General features: G+C 63.0%; 10 protein-coding genes. 5 read left to right on the top strand and 5 right to left on the bottom strand.

What is annotated here, in order from left to right; genetic code table 11:
- Positions 1-17: 17 nt before the first annotated feature.
- On the bottom strand, positions 18-1,742 hold the full coding sequence (locus tag FAZ30_RS00140) for a diguanylate cyclase domain-containing protein (protein ID WP_137008223.1): 1,725 nt from the start codon (positions 1,740-1,742) through the stop codon (positions 18-20).
- A gap of 3 nt (positions 1,743-1,745) precedes the next feature.
- Positions 1,746-2,783 carry an extracellular solute-binding protein gene (locus tag FAZ30_RS00145; RefSeq protein WP_233578601.1) on the bottom strand — a complete coding sequence of 346 codons (1,038 nt, stop codon included), beginning with the start codon at positions 2,781-2,783 and terminating at the stop codon, positions 1,746-1,748.
- Positions 2,784-3,196: 413 nt separating this feature from the next.
- On the opposite strand from FAZ30_RS00145, the gene FAZ30_RS00150 reads away from it, so the two are divergent.
- Together FAZ30_RS00150 and FAZ30_RS00155 are read left to right on the top strand one after the other, a co-directional pair.
- A complete protein-coding gene (locus tag FAZ30_RS00150; protein WP_137008225.1) occupies positions 3,197-4,399 on the top strand; it encodes an ammonium transporter in 1,203 nt (400 codons plus the stop codon).
- A gap of 158 nt (positions 4,400-4,557) precedes the next feature.
- Positions 4,558-7,800 (top strand): bifunctional diguanylate cyclase/phosphodiesterase, encoded by a 3,243-nt coding sequence (locus tag FAZ30_RS00155; protein ID WP_137008227.1) that lies wholly within the window; start codon positions 4,558-4,560, stop codon positions 7,798-7,800.
- On the opposite strand, the gene FAZ30_RS00160 is transcribed toward FAZ30_RS00155, so the two are convergent.
- Positions 7,795-10,929 (bottom strand): putative bifunctional diguanylate cyclase/phosphodiesterase, encoded by a 3,135-nt coding sequence (locus FAZ30_RS00160; RefSeq protein WP_137008229.1) that lies wholly within the window; start codon positions 10,927-10,929, stop codon positions 7,795-7,797. The two genes, FAZ30_RS00155 and FAZ30_RS00160, sit on opposite strands and share 6 nt — an antisense overlap.
- 275 nt (positions 10,930-11,204) lie before the next feature.
- Between FAZ30_RS00160 and FAZ30_RS00165 the strand changes: the two genes are divergently transcribed.
- On the top strand, positions 11,205-12,245 hold the full coding sequence (locus FAZ30_RS00165; RefSeq protein ID WP_137008231.1) for an NAD(P)H-dependent flavin oxidoreductase: 1,041 nt from the start codon (positions 11,205-11,207) through the stop codon (positions 12,243-12,245).
- Here FAZ30_RS00165 and FAZ30_RS00170 read toward each other — a convergent pair.
- Positions 12,242-13,270 (bottom strand): adenosine deaminase, encoded by a 1,029-nt coding sequence (locus FAZ30_RS00170; RefSeq protein WP_137008234.1) that lies wholly within the window; start codon positions 13,268-13,270, stop codon positions 12,242-12,244. The genes FAZ30_RS00165 and FAZ30_RS00170 overlap by 4 nt on opposite strands.
- Before the next feature lie 257 nt (positions 13,271-13,527).
- On the opposite strand from FAZ30_RS00170, the gene FAZ30_RS00175 reads away from it, so the two are divergent.
- Together FAZ30_RS00175 and nfsB are read left to right on the top strand one after the other, a co-directional pair.
- Positions 13,528-16,857: an EAL domain-containing protein gene (locus FAZ30_RS00175; RefSeq protein WP_137008236.1), complete on the top strand. Its 3,330-nt coding sequence runs from the start codon at positions 13,528-13,530 to the stop codon at positions 16,855-16,857.
- Positions 16,858-17,054: 197 nt separating this feature from the next.
- A complete protein-coding gene (nfsB, locus tag FAZ30_RS00180) occupies positions 17,055-17,711 on the top strand; it encodes an oxygen-insensitive NAD(P)H nitroreductase (RefSeq protein WP_246043386.1) in 657 nt (218 codons plus the stop codon).
- Here the strand turns inward: nfsB and FAZ30_RS00185 are convergent.
- Positions 17,673-18,599: a class I SAM-dependent methyltransferase gene (locus FAZ30_RS00185; protein ID WP_137008238.1), complete on the bottom strand. Its 927-nt coding sequence runs from the start codon at positions 18,597-18,599 to the stop codon at positions 17,673-17,675. The genes nfsB and FAZ30_RS00185 overlap by 39 nt on opposite strands.
- Positions 18,600-18,650 lie beyond the last annotated feature (51 nt).

Here is an 18,650-nt window from a genome sequence, read left to right on the forward strand (position 1 = left end):
GGCTCATGCAACATAGCCTAGCCACAGGGCAAGGCGCTGGCTTCGCCGCCGCGCTGGCTGGCCTTGACATGGTACATGGCGTGATCGGCCTCGTTGACCAGTTGCTCGGCCGTGGTGCCATCACGCGGGTACAGGCTGTAGCCAATGCTGGCCCCCACTTCCAGCCGCTGCCCGGCCACGGTGATGGCTTCGCCGATGCTCAGCCGCAGCTTGTACATCAGCTCGCCCAGCGCCGCATCGGTGAAGTTGCCCTGCAGCAGGATCAGGTATTCATCCCCCCCCATGCGCGCCACCATGTCGCTGCCGCGCACGGTATGCAGCAAGCGGCGGGCGACAATCTGCAAGACCTGGTCGCCGATGGCATGGCCATGGCGGTCATTCACTTCCTTGAAGTGGTCCAGATCGACAAACAGCACGGCGAACGGCGCGCCATTACGCTGCGACAGCTGCAATAGCTGCTCCAGCCGCTGGAAGAACAAGGCGCGGTTGGCCAGCCCGGTCAGGCTGTCGTGGTGGGCCAGATAGCTCAGTTCGCGCTGATTGTCGTACAAGCTGGCCATGTGGCTGTTGATCTGCCGCTGCATGCGTTCGAAATTGCGCGCCAGTACGCCGATTTCATCATTGCGCTCCACCGGCAGCACCTGCTGCAGCTGGGTTTCGGAAAAACTGCTGGCGGCCTGCGCCAGGGTGTTGATCGGCCGCAACAAGGCGCGGGCGAACACCACCGCCAGCAAGATGGCGATGGCGCTGAAGGCCAGTACCATGTGGATGATGCGCAGCCCCAGCGGCGCAGCGCTTTCCAGCACCGCATCCAGCGGCTGTACCAGCCCGGTCACCACGAAATCATCGCGATTGCCCAGCCCCACCGGCTGGCGCACAAAAGCCATCACCCGGTCTGCGGCCTGCTGTGGCTGTTCCAGCCCGCTGAGCGCCAGATTGTTGAGCTTGCGCTCGAACAGGGGCTGGGTGGCGGCAAAGCTGTCCTGCATCAGGATACGGCGGCCCTGCTCGAAACCGAAGGTTTGCGTCGGGTCGGGGTGGACCAGAAAATCGCCCCAGCGGTTGGCCATATACAGCTGATAGCCCTTGGGCAAGTCGGCACGCAGCTGTCCCAGCAGCCGCTGCAGATCGAGACTGATCACCAGCAGCCCACCCGGCTGGCCGTCGCTGCGCGGCAGCGGCGTCGCCACCATCATGCCGGGGCGTCCTTCGGCGTCATGTGCGGCCCGTTCGTGATTGATGCCGATGGCTGACTGGTAGATTTGCCCGGCCGGCAAGGCCAGGGTTTCAAACACATAGGGGAAGTGGCCTTTTTCCTGCAAATCCGCGCCCGCCACCCGCAGGGTCAGCCCGCCACTGCTGTCTACCCTGACCAGTTCCAGCCCGTTGTCAGCCGCACCGATCAGCCTGACCTGCAAGTATTCGGGATGCAGCGCCAGCATGCCGGCAAATGCCTGCGCCAGTTCGTCGCGCGCCCCTTGTGCCTGCTGGCCGCCATGACTATTGATCACCTGGGCCACCTGCACCAGCCGTGCCAGCAGCATGGCGTCATCGGCGGCCTCTTCCTCGGCCTGTTGCAGCCGGCGGTTCACCCCGCGCGCAGCCATCAGCAAATCGCCCTGCGCCGCCGACACCAGCATGGTGCGGTTGGCGGTAAAGGCGTAATAGCCGGTGAGGCCGGACGACAGGATGCCGAACACCGCCAGTAGCAGCGCCAGTTTCACCAGCAGACCGGAGCGCATGATTCAGAAGCTCCCCGGCCGGTCGCCGGAATAGATTTTTTGCCATAGCGCTTCACGCTGCGCGGCATTTTCCACCGGCTGCAACCACAGCACTTTGGCACCGGGTTTCAGTTCGTCGCTGGCGCTGAGGGTATTGGCCAGCCCCTGACGGGTCGGCAGCAGGGCACTGACTGCGGGTTCCAGCATGTAGTTGATCCATTGCTGTGCCAGCCGTGGCTGGCTGCTGGCTGCGGTCATGGCCCAGCAGTCCAGCCAGGCCAGCACGCCTTCGCGCGGGATGGCATAGCCAACATCGGCCCCGGCCTGACGCAGGGAGTTCAGCTGCTGGGTGCCGTAGTTGCCAAACATCAGCGCGATCTTGTGGCGGATGAACAATTCCGTCCCTTCTTCCGGCAGGCTGTAAAAAGTCAGTACGTTGCGCCGCAGCGCAATCAGCCGCTGCACCAGCCTGCCTTGCTGCGCCGCGCTCAGCGTAAAGGGCTGCTCGATGCCGCTGGCTAGCGCGCTAAAGGAGAAATTGTGCTGTCCGCTATTGAAGTCGAGCACCTTGTGGCGATAACGCGGGTCCCACAGCACATTCATCGTGTCGGGCGGTACGGGAAACTGCCGCCGGTCGTAGATGATGCCCATGGTGGAATAGGTGAAGGGAACGGCATACAGCCGGCCTTGCTGCTGCAAGCCGGGAATGGCCGCCAGATTGCGAAAGCGCGGCAGCTGACGGCGGGTATTGGGCAGCAAGGCCGGGTCCAGCGGCTTGAGCAGACCGGCGGCGAAATAGCGCTGCATTTCGGCGGTATTGGCAGCCAGCACATCGAAACGCGGGCCGGTGGACGCGTGCATCTTCGCCCACAGCGCCTCGTCCGAATCGACAAAAGTTACCTCCACGCTTACCTGAAAGCGCTGTTCGAAGGCATGCACCACATCCGGATCGGCATAGCCAGGCCAGGCCAGCACGCGCAGCACGTCCTTGGCCATGGCCAGTTGGCAGCACAACAGGCAGCCGATTACCCCCGCAAGCAGGCTGAATTTATTGAATGCCACGATTGCATTTCTTTTTTTTCAATTCACCGTTTGAATGTAGCTGCTTGTCATCCCTTATACCTAAGTATTTTTACGAAAATTCGATCAAATGACCACGGCGGCAGCTGGTGGGTCTGGCCGGCCCATGCGCCCGGCAGCAACACGAGCGGGGTCGCAGCCGTGTCGCCACGCACCGAAGCGGTGCTTTTTACCTTCAATGCACCAATTAACAGCACAGACGTACAACAAAACACCGTTTTGGTGCATCAACGCACCAGTAGCACCCTCCCAAGCCACACTCGGCATCACCGAAAGCGGGCAGTGCTGTCACCATTTTCGAGCAATCACGGTTCAAACTGGTGCCACTGGTGACAAGCTGGCATTCCCCTTGCTTTAAGGAAGCCCCATAAAAGCCGACAACAACGGGACTCGCCATGCCAAACTCGAATTCACCTTCCGACGTACTGTTCCTGCTGCTGGGGGCCATCATGATTCTGGCCATGCATGCAGGCTTCGCCTTTCTGGAACTGGGCACCGTGCGCAAGAAAAACCAGGTCAATGCCCTGGTCAAGATCCTGACCGACTTTGCCGTATCGGCCATTGCCTATTTCTTTGTCGGCTACAGCGTGGCCTATGGGGTGAACTTCCTGGGGGATGCCAGCCATATTGCCCAGCACAATGGCTATGAACTGGTGAAGTTTTTCTTTCTGCTGACCTTCGCCGCCGCCATTCCGGCGATTGTGTCCGGCGGCATTGCCGAACGGGCAAAATTCCACCCGCAATCGGCTGCCACCTTCCTTTTGGTCGGCTTGGTTTATCCCTTCTTCGAAGGTATTGCCTGGAATAACCACTATGGCGTGCAAGACTGGCTCAGCCACAGCTTTGGCCAGCCTTTCCACGACTTTGCCGGCTCGGTGGTGGTACATGCAGTAGGCGGCTGGATCGGCCTGGCTGCCGTACTCAATCTGGGCGCACGCCGTGGCCGCTACAGCAAGGAAGGCCGCATCTCGGCCCATCCGCCCTCTTCCATTCCGTTTCTGGCACTGGGAGCGTGGATTCTGATCGTCGGCTGGTTCGGCTTCAACGTGATGAGCGCACAAAGACTGAACGGCATTTCCGGGCTGGTGGCCATCAACTCGCTGATGGCCATGGTGGGCGGCACGCTCAGCGCGATGTGGGCCGGCAAGAATGACCCCGGCTTTATCCATAACGGCCCGCTGGCCGGCCTGGTGGCGGTGTGTGCCGGCTCGGACATCATGCATCCGCTGGGTGCGCTGATGGTGGGGCTGGCGGCAGGTGCGATGTTTGTCTGGCTGTTCACCCAGACCCAGAACCGCTGGAAAATTGATGACGTGCTGGGGGTATGGCCACTGCACGGCATCTGCGGTGCCTGGGGCGGCATTGCTGCCGGCATCTTCGGCCAGAGTGCACTGGGTGGCCTGGGCGGCGTCAGCCTGGTTTCCCAGCTGCTGGGCACGGCCGGCGGCATCGCCATCGGCTTTGGCGGCGGTTATCTGGTGTATGCCGTGCTGCGCAAGACTGTGGGCATCCGGCTGGATGAAGAAGAAGAGTTCAACGGGGCCGACCTCACCATCCACCAGATCACGGCCACTCCCGACCGTGAAACCAACTGGTAATTGACTGGCCGGTCGGGCCTGCCGTACGGGCCCGACCACGATGTCATAATCTTGATCCGCCTCAGACATTGGCGGTTTTGTCCGACAAGAAGACACACAGCGCGCAGGGCCTCCGCTATGCTGACGAGAAGCATTACCCGCAGGCAGCTACCGGAATCATGAGCACGCAATTCTCCCCGCACGGCAGGCGCTCCCTGCGCACTCGCATCACACTTGGCATGCTGCTGGCACTGGTCATTACCTTGTGGCTGGCCACCCTGCTGATCAGCCATAGTCTGCGCCAGCAGATGGAAGACACCATTTCCGCCCAGCAGTTTTCTACCGTATCGCTGGCTGCGCGCGAAGTGGACCGCTCGGTAAGAGAGCGAGTACAGGCATTGCAGTCCCTCACCACACAGTTCAAGGGCAAGCCGGTCACTGCGGCCGCCATCCAGCCCGAGCTGCAACGGCGGCCCATTTTGCTGATGATGTTCAACTGGGGCATCGTGGTACTGGACAAAAATGGCCAGGTGAAAGCCAGCATCCCGGAAAGCCTGGGCCGCAACGGTCGCTCCTATACCGACCGCGCGTTCTTCCAGCTGGCCATGCAGCACGGCGGACGCTATATCACAGAGCCAATGCAAGGCCAGTACACCGGCAAGCCAGTGATTTCCATGCTGGAACCACTACTGGATGCCAATGGCAAGCTGGTGGGGATGATCATGGGGATCACCAATCTGGCACAACCCAATTTTCTGGATGACATCAGTTCGGCGCGCTATGGTGCCACCGGCAGTTTCTTCATTACTGCACCACAAAGCCGCCGCTACATCATGTCCTCGGATAAGCAACGCCTGCTCAAGGCCGGGCCGCCACCCGGGATCAACCCGCTGTATGACCGCTACCTGTCCGGTTACCAGGGGTCGGGCATTGCCGTCAGTTCGCGCGGGATCGCCGAGTTGTCCTCCAGCGTGCGCATCCAGTCCACCGGCTGGCTGATGCAGGCGGTCTTGCCGACGACAGAAGCCTTCGCCCCCATCCGCACCTTGCAACAGCAGCTGTTTGGCCTGGCGCTGTGCCTGACCATGCTGGCCGGCGGCTTCTGCTGGTGGTGGCTGCGCCGACAGCTGCTGCCGCTGTCCGAGGCCACCGCCCTGCTGGCCGGCATGCGTGATGGCACGCTGCCCAAGCAGGCGCTGCCGGTGCGGCAGCAAGATGAGCTTGGCCTGCTGGCCACCTCGTTCAACGGCTTGCTGGAGCGCATCCTGCGCGAAGAAGAGCAAGCCAGCGAACACGCCGCCAACCGGCTGCTGCGCAAGATCGTGTCGCACATTCCCGGCGTGGTGTTCCAGTACCGCCTGTTCGAAGATGGCCACGGCTGCCTGCCTTTTGCCAGCGAGGCTTTACTGGATTTGTATGGCCTGACACCGCTGGCAGTCAGCTGCAACGCCGACCCCATGCGCGCCATGCTGCACCCGGACGACGCGGATGCCTTCTTCAGTGCCATGCATGCCTCGGCCACCAGCCTGACGCTATGGAATATCGAGTACCGCATCGTGCTGCCCGACGGCCAGCTCAAATGGCTGCGGGTGGATGCCATGCCCGAGAGAGACGGCCCCTTCGTCACCTGGTATGGCTATATCGCCGACATCAGCCAGGCCAAGGCCATGGAGGCCGAGCTGCGCATTGCGGCCACCACTTTCCTGACCCAGGAAGGCATCATGGTGACCGACCGCGACGGGGTGATTCTGCGGGTGAATCCGTCCTTCTGCCAGATTACCGGCTACAGCAGTGCCGAGGTGGTGGGCAAGACCCCGGCCATTCTCAGCTCGCACCGGCATCCGCCGGCGTTCTACCAGCAACTGTGGCAGTCCCTGCTGCAGGATGGCCGCTGGCAGGGTGAAATCTGGAACAGCCGCCAGAACGGCGAAGTCTTCCCGGAATGGCTCACCATTACCGCCGTGCACGACAGCGACGGCCAGACCAGCCACTACGTGGCCATCTTCCAGGACATTACCGAGCGCAAGGCCGCTGCGGACGAAATCCAGACCCTGGCGTTTTACGATGCCCTCACCCACCTGCCCAACCGCCGCCTGCTGCTGGACCGGCTGCAGCACGCGCTGGATGCAGCACACCGCCAGCAGCAATACGGCGCGCTGCTGTTTCTCGACCTGGACAACTTCAAGTCGCTGAACGACACCATGGGGCATGACATCGGCGACCTGCTGCTGCAAGACGTGGCCGCCCGCCTGCACCACGGCATGCGCGTGGGCGATACCGTGGCGCGGCTGGGGGGTGACGAATTCATCGTGATGCTGGAAAACCTCGGCCCGCAGCGCGAAGCAGCGCTGCGCGAGGCTGAAAGCGTGGGCCGCAAGATACTGGCGCAGCTCAAGCAGCCCTACGAGCTGCGCGGCCACGACTACCGGGGCAGCTGCAGCCTGGGCATCGCCCTGTTTGCCGACGAGCACGCCAGCACCGAAGACATCCTCAAGCAGGCTGATCTGGCCATGTATCAGGCCAAATCGGCCGGCCGCAATACCCTGCGCTTTTTCGATCCGCTGATGCAGGCGGAAATCAATGCCCGCACCCGGCTGGAAGCCGAGCTGCACCATGCGCTGGAGCACGGCGAACTCAGCCTGCACTATCAGCCGCAGATCCGCCACGGCCAGCCCTGCCAGAGCGTGGAAGCGCTACTGCGCTGGCACAGCCCGCAACAGGGGCTGCGTCTGCCCGGCTCCTTCATTCCGCTGGCCGAACAGAGCAATCTGATCCTGGCCATCGACCACTGGGTGCTGCAACAAGCCTGCACCCAGCTGGCCGCCTGGGCCGGCCATGCCGACACCGCCAGCCTGAGCATCGCGGTCAATGTCAGCGCCCGCCAGTTTCACCAGAGCGATTTTGTCAGCCGCCTGAGCCGCCTGCTGCAAGACAGCGGTGCCAACCCGGCCCTGCTGAAACTGGAAATCACCGAAAGCCTGCTGCTGATGAAGCTGGACGACGCCGGCAGCAAGATGAACAGCCTGCGCCAGCTGGGCATTACCTTTGCCCTGGATGATTTCGGCACCGGTTATTCCTCGCTGTCCTACCTGAAGCAACTGCCGCTGGACCAGGTCAAGATCGACCGCAGCTTTGTGCGCGATGTGCTGGACAACCCCAACGATGCCGCCATCTGCAAGGCCGTCATCGCCCTGGGCCACAGCCTGGGCCTGACGGTGATCGCCGAAGGCGTGGAAACCGTGGCCCAGTACGATTTCATGGTGGCGCAAGGCTGCCAGGTGATTCAGGGCTATCTGTTCAGCCAGGCACTGCCGCCCGGACAGCTGCAAAACTGGCTGGCAGATGCCCAGCCAGCGCGCCATGACGGAAACACACCGCAGGACAGCCAACAGCAAACGCCGGCAGTGGCTGCCGACTCATGAGCGCAGCAGCGCGGTGGCCGGCAAGTGCTGCTGCGCATAAGCCGCAAAGGCAGCAGCGGGCAAAGGCCGGCTGAACAGATAACCCTGTAGTTCATCGCAGCCCTGGGCGCGCAGCCAGCTCAGTTGCTCTTCGGTTTCCACCCCCTCGGCAATGGTCAGCAGGCCAAGGTTTTCCGCCATGTGGATGATGGCGGCCACAATGGCGCGATCTTCCGGATCGGTTGCGATGTCGCGGACAAAGCTCTGGTCGATTTTCAGCTTGTAGACGCGGAACTGCTTGAGCAGGTTGAGCGAGGAATAGCCGGTGCCAAAATCGTCGATCGACATGCGCACTCCCTGCTCATGCAAGACATTCATCACGGCGATGGCCTGTTGCGGGTCGAACATGGCCACGCCTTCGGTCAGCTCCAGCTCCAGCGCGCTGGCAGGCAAGCCCTCTTCCTGCAGGATGCGCGCCACCAGTGCCGGCAGGTCCGGCTGGCGGAATTGCACGGCCGACAGATTCACCGCCATCACCAGTGCCAGCCCCTGCTCCCGCCACTGCCGCGCCTGACGCAGCACCCATTCGCCCAGTTGCAGAATCAGCCCGCAATCTTCGGCGACCGGAATGAATTCGGCTGGCGAAATATTGCCCAGCTCCGGATGCGCCCAGCGCAGCAGCGCCTCCGCCCCCACCAGTTGTCCACCCGCCATGGCCAGCTGTGGCTGGTAATGGATGCTGAACTGCTGCTGTTCCATTGCCACCCGCAGGGCATTCACCAGTTGCAGATGGCGCGAGGCCTTTTCCTGAATCGCCGCCGTATAAAAGCGGAAACAGCTGCGGCCAGCCTTCTTGGCCAGATACATGGCGGCATCGGCCCGCCGCGACAGGGTTTCCAGATCCAGCCCATCCCGCGGATACAGTGCAATGCCGATGGAGGCAGAAACATTCAGGTCGTAAGGCGTCACCTGATAAGGGTGGGCAATGTCGCCCAGCAGTTGCTGGGCCAGTGCTTCCGCCATGGGCGCATTCATCTCGGGTAGCAGCAGGATGAACTCGTCGCCACCCAGGCGGGACACCAGCGCACCATCCGGCACCAGCTGGCGCAATCTGGCCGCCAGCTGCACCAGCAAGGCATCGCCCACGCTGTGCCCCAGCGAATCATTGATGTCCTTGAAGTGATCGAGGTCGAGGAACATCAAGGCTAATTCCTGTTGCTGGCGGGCAGCCTGCTGCAATATCTGCTCGGCCTGCTCCTCCAGCATCACCCGGTTGGGCAGGCCGGTCAGCACATCGTAATGGGCCAGGTAGCGGATATGCTGCTCGTTCTGCTTGCGCTGGGTGATATCGCGGGTAATCGCCAGCTGCATGCTGATGCTACCGTCTTCGTCGCGCATGGGCGCGGCATGGGTTTCCAGCCAGCGCCGCTGCCCTTGCAGGCCGCTTATTTCGAACTCCAGCGTGCCGCTCTGCCCGCTCATCACCTGCTGGTGCAGCTGCATGAAGGCGGCATGATAGTCCGGCAAGACAAAATGCAGCAGGCCAAGCTGCTGGATCTGCTGCAGCGTGTCGGCTTGCAGCATGGCCATGCCGGCCTGGTTCATTTCCAGCAGCTGGCCATCGGCCGCCACCACCTTGATGCATTCCGGTTCGGTTTCGATGATGGTGCGCAAGCGTTGCTCGCTCCGCTGCAAGGCGGTGCTGGCAGCCTGTCGCGCCTGCTCGCGCTGGAAGCTGTCCAGCGCGTAGTCCAGGTCCATCACCATTTCCTCGATCAGCGTGCGTGCCGCTTCGTCAAAGGCGTGCGGCTCGCCACTGTACAGGGTCAGCGCACCGATGACCTGGCCATTGCGCTGCAAGGGCAGCGCCGCCGAGGCGCCCCAGCCATAGCGGACAGCACGCTCATGCCAGGGTGTGGTGGCAGGGTCATGCTGGAAGTCCTGGCACCATTGGGCCAGCCCGCTCAGCACCGCCCGGCCGGTCGGACCGTGGCTGAGCGGATCGGCCGCATCGGTCGCCAGCGGCAGATCCACCAGGTACTCGGTACCGCTGCCGTGGGCACACAGCGGGCGGATGTGGCGGGCATCTTCATCCAGCAACCCCACCCACACCATTTTCATGCCGCCATGCTCTACGGCGGCCTGACACATCCGCTCAAATAGCTCGCGTTCGGAGCGACTGCGCACAATGGCCTGATTGCACTGGCTCAGCGCATTGTAGAGCCCGGTCAGGCGCTGATTGCGCGCATCAGCCTGGCAGCGGGCTTCATTCAGCAGCTGCAGCTTGTAGCGGGTTTCGGCCAGCCAGCCCATCACGCTACGACGGCCGAACTTGCCTTGCGGCACCGGCTGCGAGAAATCACCACTGCCCAGCCGAGCAATGCTGCTGTGCACTTCGGCCACCGAGCCACCCAGCACATTGTGCAAATTGCGCCGCAGATCCCACAACAAAGGCAGCAACAGCAGACCAAAGGCAATGAATACCCAGCGCAGCTGCAAGGCATAGCGTTCGGCATCCAGGACCGCCTGCAAGGTACGCTGGGCAGACAGGCGGTTGAATTCGGCAATCGGCTGCATGATGCCGGCCTTGGCCTGGTGATAGGCGGCGTCGTGCACCATGCGGATGGCTTGCTGCCGTGGCGCTGAGCCCTGCGGGGGACTGGAGGCCACCAGCGCCATGGCCGCCCATTCGGTACGGGTCAGGGCGTCCGATTTGGCTTTGGCGTCGGCCAGCCTGGCCATTTCCTCGGGGGTAAAGCCGGCAGCGCGCATGCGCTGCAGCAGGGAGGGTGCCACACTGGCCGCCTGCGGCCGGCGATCATCGTCCAGCACCAGATCCCAGTAGATGCTGTGGTAATCCACCGGGCGGGCGGCCATGCCGTCGCGGATGGCCAGAATTTCACGGTAATGCTGCTGATAGACAGGGTCGCCAGTCACCACATAGGTGCGCACCATGCGGGTAAGGTCGTCGGAAGACTGGCGTAATTCACCTGCCAGCAAAATCGATTCATGCCGTGCATCATTGGCGTGGTCGATGGCTTTCTCTGCCCGTACATACAGCACAAAGCTGACGATAAAGGCAGTGAATACCAACAGGATCAACCAGTAGTAACGGGAGAGCAGCAGCAGCTTGCTCTTGACGGTCAGCATGGCTTCATAGCCCTTTTTATCGTAATGGCCCCGATTGCGATCGAAAACAGGTATGGCTGCCTGATTATGGCGCAAAACCGCCACCATCGCAGTCAAAATGCCCTCAGCCAAGAGGCAAAAGCAGCCCGGGACTGGCCGACGCTAGCGCTCGCTGAGCAGCAGGCCGCAAGCGTGAGCACGCCCCGGCCGTACTCGCCGTGCCGCTCAAGCAGCATGTTCAAGCCGGGCTGGCTGGCCTATGCTGCTGTTTCTACCCAACCCGACTAGGACAGAACATGACGCTGGCGCAATGGCTGGACATTCCCTTTTCCATCATCCAGGCCCCGATGGCTGGCGTGCAGGGTAGCCGGCTGGCCATAGCAGTCAGCCAGGCCGGTGGCGTGGGTTCGCTGCCGGCCGCCATGCTTTCCAGCAGCCAGTTGCGGCAAGAGCTGGAAACACTGCAGCAACTGGGCCGGCAGCCGTACAACCTCAATTTTTTCTGCCATCAGCCCCCGGCAGACGACCCGGCCGCCCTGGCCGGCTGGCAGGCGCTGCTGGCGCCCTTCTATCAGGAACTGGGCATCCATCTGGCGGCGGCTGGTGGCGCAGGGCGCTTGCCCTTCAATCAGGAAATGGCGGATATGGTCAGCCACTACCGCCCTGCGCTGGTGAGTTTTCACTTTGGCCTGCCGGCCCCGGCCTTGCTGCAACAGGTCAAGGCCACTGGTGCCAAAGTATTGTCCAGCGCCACCACGGTGGCCGAAGCCCGCTGGCTGGAGGCCCATGGTGCCGATGCCGTAATCGCGCAGGGTCTGGAAGCCGGTGGCCATCGCGGCATGTTTCTGCATGAGGATCTGGACGACCAGCTGGGCAGCTTTGCCCTGCTGCCGCAGATTGTGCAGGCGGTGAACATTCCGGTGATCGCCGCAGGCGGGATTGCCGATGCCACCGGGGTGGCGGCTGCCATGCGGCTGGGGGCGGCGGGCGTGCAAGTGGGCACGGCCTATCTGCTGTGTCCGGAGGCCGACACCAGCGCCCTGCACCGTGCGGCACTGTGCAGCCCGGCGGCGGCGCACACCGCCCTGACCACGCTCTACAGCGGCCGGCCGGCACGCGGCATCGTCAACCGCCTGATGCGTGAGCTTGGCCCGCGTCATCCGGCAGCACCGGCCTTTCCACTGGCCTCCGCCGCGCTGGCTCCCTTGCGCGCGGCAGCGGAAGCACTGGGCCGCGACGACTTCAGCCCGCTGTGGTGCGGCCAGAATGCCAGCGGCTGCCAGGCGATTGCGGCGGGCGAACTGACCCGCCAGCTGGCTGCCGGTCTGGTTTCCTAAACCGCGTCGGCAAAGCCGGCGGCAATGCGCGCGCACTCCGCCAGCCAGTGCGCCTTGTCCGCTGGCGACAGCCAGCTGGCCTCGAAACCGTTCTGGCATAGCTGAACAATTTCAGCCTTGCTCAGGCCCAGTTCGCGTGCGCAGCCCAGATAGTTTTCCTGTACATAGCCGCCAAAGTAGGCCGGATCGTCCGAATTCACCGTGGCGCACAGCCCGGCCTGCAAGAGCTGGCGCAGATTGTGATCCTTGAGCTGATCGAACACCCGCAGCTTGATATTGGAATACGGACACACCGTCAGCGGCATGCGCTCGGCCACCAGCCGTGCCACCAGTGCCGCGTCTTCCAGCGCCCGCACACCGTGGTCGATACGGCAGACCTTGAGCAGGTCCAGCGCCTCCCACACATAAGACGGCGGGCCTTCTTCGCCGGCATGCGCCACGCAAGGCAGGCCCAGCGCATGGCAGGCAGCAAACAGCCGGGCAAACTTGGACGGCGGGTGACCCACTTCACTGGAGTCCAGGCCGAAACCGTCAATCCCGGCGAGGAAGGGCCGCGCCGCCTCTAGCACGGCAAAACCGTCTTCTTCGCTCAGATGGCGCAAAAACGACATGATCAGCCGCGAACTGATGCCTAACTGCGTCCGGGCATCGTCCAGCGCACGCCGTATACCCTGATAAGCCGTGGCAAAGGCAATGCCGCGCGCGGTATGGGTTTGCGGATCGAAGAAGATTTCGGTGTGAACGACATGGTCGTCACGGCAGCGCAAGAGATAAGCCCAGGTCAGCTCGTAGAAATCCTGCTCGGTCTGCAATACCCCGGCACCGGCGTAGTAGAGGTCGAGAAAGGATTGCAGATTGTCAAAATCATAGGCCGCCCGCAGCGCCTCTACCGTGGGATAGGGCAGCTGTATGCCGTTGCGCGCGGCCAGGTGGAACATCAGTTCCGGTTCCAGACTGCCCTCGATATGCAGGTGCAGTTCGGCCTTGGGCAGGGCGTGGATCAGTGCTTGGTGTGCAGTACTCATGGGGTGTCCTGGCAGTGGCTCGCAACGCGACCGGGTGGGCCGGTCGTTTCAGGTCGAGCAAAAGCAGCATGATAGCGATTGCCGTGCCGACACAGAAGCCCGCTTTTTGCGTCTTTGCCACCATTTGCCCTGGCATGGCCGGCGGCAATGCCAATGGTTTGGGGTAAAATCAGCCACAGTGCCGCGCAGCAAGCCGGCACACGACAAGTTATTTGCTGTCAGCCGGGTGGCCATGACACCGGCTGCAGGACCACACCATGACCGCGCCCAATTTCCAGCAAGCCTTGCAACAAAGCTCGCAAGCCTTTGCCATCCTCGACCCCCAGGGCCACATTGATTATGCCAATCCGGCGTTTTGCCGGCTGTTCGGTCATGACAGTGCCGCCCTCAACGGGCAATCCATCAATATCATCATTCCCGCGGATGCACCGGACGGGCTGCACGATGGCGGTTTTGGCTGTGGACCGAATGTCGCGCTGCCGTTTCAGGGCGAGGTGCGCCGCATCGCCAGCGATGGCCGCAGCGTCATCGCCATGCTGCACTGCAATGCGCTGTACGACTCGGCCGGTGCCGTTCAGGGCTTTGTGGTGTCCTACACCGATATTGCCGATCGCAAGGCCATGGAACTGGCTTTGCAACAGGCCAACGAACAGCTGTCGCTGGCACTGGACGCCTCGCGGCTGTCGCTGTGGGACATGGACATCCTGCAGGATTACGTCAGTATCGATGCCCGCTGGGCACGCATGCTGGGCTATCCCGAACAGGCGCTACAGCGCAGGGCCACCACCATGTTCGCCAACGTGCATCCGGACGATTTGCCAAAGGTTTACCAGTCCTGCACGGCCGTGTTGCGTGGCAGCGAGGCGCGCTTCCAGCAGGAATTCCGCTATCGCAACGCCAGTGGCGGCTGGACCTGGATCCGCTGTACCGGCAAGGTGGTGGCGCGCAACGAGCAGGGCCAGGCCCTGCGCGCCATCGGCACCAATCAGGACATTACCGAGCGCAAGCACAATGAAGAGCTGATCATCAATGCCGCCCATCACGACTGGCTGACTGCATTGCCCAACCGCTTTGCCCTCACCCGCCACCTGGCAGCCGCGCTGGCGCGTGCCCAGCGCAGCGAGAAGCTGGTGGCGGTGTGCATGATCGATCTGGATGACTTCAAACCGGTCAACGACACCTGGGGGCATGAGGCGGGCGACCTTTTGCTCAAGGAACTGGCGCATCGCCTGCAGGCCCTGCTGCGCAAAACCGACTTTGTCGCCCGCCTGGGCGGTGATGAGTTCGTGGTCATCATGGAAGACCTGCAGGAAGAAGCCGCCCTGCAACAACTGGAAACCGCCTTGCAGCGGCTGCACCAGGCCGTGGAAGCGCCATTTGTGCTGGATGCCGGCATCGAGGCGGAAGTCGGCATGACGGTGGGCATCGCGCTCTATCCGCATGACGGCATCGAACCGGATGCCCTGATGCGCCAGGCCGATGCCGCCATGTATCAGGCCAAGCAACACAAACCCACCCGCCAGCGCTGGTGGCGCATGGTGGCGGACGAGGCCGGCTATCACGCCGAGGAGAGCAGCCATTTCGAACTCTATGGCGCAGAGGCCAGCCAGCTGCTGCACAAGTCCGCCAGCCTGATCAGCCGCGCCACCGAGCTGTACATCAGCCGCTTTTACCAGCAGAACCGGCCGGCCCACGAAGCACTGGCCATCCTCGCCAGCCTGCAAGCGGCGGAGCTGGAACAGCTGCAGCGTGCCCATCGCGACTTTCTGCTACAGGTGCTGTCACCGGAGCGCCAGGCAGCACAGATCCGTCACGACAGCCGGCAACTGGGCCGCATCCACAGCCTGGTCGGCGTCACCCCGGCCTTGCTGGTACACAGCGTGGAGCTGTTCCGCAGCCATTTCAGCGAACAGCTGAACATCACCCTGCTGCCGATACGCCAGCGCTACCGGCTGCTGGAAATCATCGACAGCCGGCTGCAGGAACAACTGCACGCCCAGCTGGAAGCCGCCGCACAGGTACAAAGCGCGTATCTGGAAAGCCTGTCGCTGCCCATGCCGCACCAGGGCACGCTGTGGACCGATGCCGTCGGCAGCGAGCTGGAGCAACTGGGCAAACTGCCCGGCGTGCAGGCGGTATTGCTGATGCGCCTGATGTCCGATGGCGTTTTCGTGCCGGAAAACAGCCGCGGCCCACTAGGCCAGTTCGTGGCCGATCTGTTGCAGCGACCGGGTTCGGAAGCCGTGGTCGACCCCAATTCGCCACGCGGCCAGGGACTGAGCGCGGTCGCCTGGCGCAGCGGCCGCATCTGTAGCTCGGCCTCCTATGGCAATGACCCGCGCTACGCCAGCTGGCACCAGCAGGCCGGCGCGGTACAGATACGCTCCAGCATGAGCATTCCGGTGCGCAACCAGGACGGGCTGACCGTGGCCGTCATCAGCCTGTTCGGCGCCTATCCCAACCAGTTTGAATCAGCCACCATGCAGCAGTTTGCCCTGGGCCTGCAACACCGCTGGGAGCTGATCCTGGCCGCCTGCACCAAACCGGCAGCCGCCATCCAGCAAAACCTGGCCATCGCCCTGCGCGAACGGCTGTTTGCCGGCGGCCTCACCCTGTATCTGCAACCGCTGGTCGACCTCAAGCTGGGCAAGGTAGTGAAAGTGGAAGCGCTGGCCAGGCTGATCAGGGAAGACGGGCAGATTGTCAGCCCCGGCGTCTTCCTGCCCCTGCTGGGCGATGCCGACCTCGACCATCTGTTCCGCCTGGGGCTGGACAAGGCGCTGACCCAGCTGGCCGAACTGGATGGCCACGGCCTGGACATCGACATCTCGCTGAACATCGCCCCCTGCACCCTGCAGGACGAGGACTGCCCGCGCTGGGTGGCCGAGGCCCTGGCCCGCCATGGCGTGGCCGCCGAGCGGCTGAGCCTGGAATTGCTGGAAACCGCCGACATCGCCCCGCACGAGCAGGACCGTGCCATCGAGCGGCTGCGCCAGACCGGCGTCAAGCTGGTGATGGATGACCTGGGTTCCGGCTATAGCAGTCTGCAAAGGCTGAGCGCCCTGCCCTTTGACACGGTCAAGATCGACCAGAGCCTGACGCTGAACCTGCGCAAGACCCCGCTGACCAGCCTGGCGCTGATACGCGCCATCCTGCAGCTGGGGCAAGATCTGGAACGACAAGTGGTGGTGGAAGGGCTGGAAGACATCGGCATGCTGGAAGCAGCCTGCATCCTGGGGGCCACGCTGGGACAGGGCTACTGCCTGGCCCGGCCGATGGCGCAAGCCAGCTTCATTCAATGGCAAGCGCAGTTCCAGCTACCCACCACAACCGGCCACATCAGCAGCTATCTGGGCGCACTGGCCCAGCACTGGCTGTATGCCCAGCCCTCGCAGGCCGCCGCCCGGCCAGCGCTGGCCGACTGTCCGCTGCACCATTTCCTGCAGCGCCAGCCCGATGTGCCCGAGCAGGTGCGGCAATGGCATGCGGCCTGCCATGATGCCCACCATGCCGGGCAGGCCAGCCAGCAGCTCAGCCAGTGGTTGATCGAGCAAGTGCAGCGCGAACAACTGCCCGCAACCGCTTAAGAACCATGTCGTCGCTCTCACAGGGGCGACGACGCTGGCCCCGTCATTTGCACACCCATCATGACAATCGCAATTGGAAACCTTGTATTTTCAAAAATAAAATGAAACTGCTTGCCACGCCTGCTGCTTATTCGCGGCGGGCGCTTGCTTGATAATGGCGAACATCAACACACACCCTCACCTGCAAGCAAGGAGTCATGATGAATATTGCCGACCTGGCCCAGACCCGCTACACCACCAAGGCCTTCGACCCCAGCCGCCAGCTGAGCGCACAACAGGTCGAACAGATCGAAACCCTGCTGCGCTTCAGCCCCTCGTCCACCAACTCGCAGCCCTGGCACTTTTTCATTGCCGGTAGCCCGGAAGGCAAAGCCCGCGTGGCCAAGGCTACCAGCGGCACCTACGCCTTCAATGAAGCCAAGGTACTGAACGCCTCGCACGTGGTGGTACTGTGCAGCCGCGCCAGCATCGATGATGCCTATCTGGAAACACTGCTGCAGCAGGAAGAAGCCGACGGCCGTTTTGCCAATGCCGAAGCCCGCGCCGGCCAGCATCGTGGCCGTTCACACTTCGTCAACATGCACCGCTTCGAATTGCGCGATGCCCACCACTGGATAGAAAAACAGGTTTATCTGGCGGCAGGCACCCTGCTGCTGGGCGCAGCCGCCCTGCAAATCGACGCCTGCCCGATTGAAGGCTTCGACCAGAAAGTGCTGGATGAAGAACTGGGCCTGCGTGCCATGGGCTATACCAGCGCCGTCATCGTGGCCCTGGGCTATCGCAGCGGCAGCGACTTCAATGCGCAGCTGCCCAAGTCACGCCTGCCGGCCGACCGCGTGATCAGCCGCATCTGAGCGGCCACCCGCTGGCAGCGCACAAGGCAGGGACAAGCCACCCAGCCGGAACCAGCGGGCCAGATTATTGAAGTCGCGCTGTTCCAGCGGGCTCAGGTCGCGATAGGCGGCCGCCGCCCGCTGAGCCAGCGCGGCATCGACACTGCGACGGGGGGGCGAGCGCAACAGCACCAGGAACGGGGCGACGGCGGTCTGATGGCAGTACAGTGCCTCGCCTAGCAAGGCAGCGCCCTGGCGCAACTCGTCCAGACTGAAGGCTGCACGCATCGAATTGAGAAAATCCTCGGTGAACTGCGCCGATTGCTGTGCTGCCCGGTCGTAAGCAAAGAAACGCTGGGTAGCCGCACGCTTGAGACGGCCAAAATCGGCCAGGTAAACCCCGCCATCCGGACGCAGGATGCGCCGCAGCTGCTGCATGGTCTGCGCCAATTGTCCGGTATCCGCCAGATGGTGCAGCGACATGGTGCACAGCACGCAATCCGCTGCGGCCCGGCCCACGCCATCCAGCTGGCTGATGTCCGCTTGTTGCAAGCGGATATTATGCATGCCGGCCGCCGCGATATTCGCCTCGGCCTGCTGCAGCATCGGCAGCGAGGCATCGATGCCGACAAAGCTGGCGTCGGGATGCAGCGCCGCCATTTTCAGCAACTGATTGGCCGGCCCGCAGGCCAGATCAAACACCACATCACCCGGCCGGATCAGCGGCAGCGCCATCACCGCATGAAACAGATAAAGATAGTTCAGCATGCCGTCGGCCCGGCCGCTGTTCATGAAGGAAGCCACCTGGCCGGATTCCACCATCAGCGCCTGCGGTTCCGGCTGGCGCGGCAGCACTGCGGGCGTGAAGCGCTCCAGCAGCAGATGGGTAAGCATCAAGGGAAGGGACATGGCTCAGGATGATTGATCTGTCGGGAAACCCAGCCGCCGCTTGCCTGGCAA

It is taken from the genome of Aquitalea aquatilis (assembly GCF_005155025.1).
Classification (GTDB): Bacteria; Pseudomonadota; Gammaproteobacteria; order Burkholderiales; family Chromobacteriaceae; genus Aquitalea; species Aquitalea aquatilis.

Coding starts and splice junctions, on each gene's coding strand:
- FAZ30_RS00185 (WP_137008238.1), bottom strand. CDS start 18,599: ATGTCCCTTCCCTTGATGCTTACCCATCTGCTGCTGGAGCGCTTCACG.
- FAZ30_RS00175 (WP_137008236.1), top strand. CDS start 13,528: ATGACCGCGCCCAATTTCCAGCAAGCCTTGCAACAAAGCTCGCAAGCC.
- nfsB (WP_246043386.1), top strand. CDS start 17,055: ATGATGAATATTGCCGACCTGGCCCAGACCCGCTACACCACCAAGGCC.
- FAZ30_RS00150 (WP_137008225.1), top strand. CDS start 3,197: ATGCCAAACTCGAATTCACCTTCCGACGTACTGTTCCTGCTGCTGGGG.
- FAZ30_RS00140 (WP_137008223.1), bottom strand. CDS start 1,742: ATGCGCTCCGGTCTGCTGGTGAAACTGGCGCTGCTACTGGCGGTGTTC.
- FAZ30_RS00165 (WP_137008231.1), top strand. CDS start 11,205: ATGACGCTGGCGCAATGGCTGGACATTCCCTTTTCCATCATCCAGGCC.
- FAZ30_RS00160 (WP_137008229.1), bottom strand. CDS start 10,929: ATGCTGACCGTCAAGAGCAAGCTGCTGCTGCTCTCCCGTTACTACTGG.
- FAZ30_RS00155 (WP_137008227.1), top strand. CDS start 4,558: ATGAGCACGCAATTCTCCCCGCACGGCAGGCGCTCCCTGCGCACTCGC.
- FAZ30_RS00170 (WP_137008234.1), bottom strand. CDS start 13,270: ATGAGTACTGCACACCAAGCACTGATCCACGCCCTGCCCAAGGCCGAA.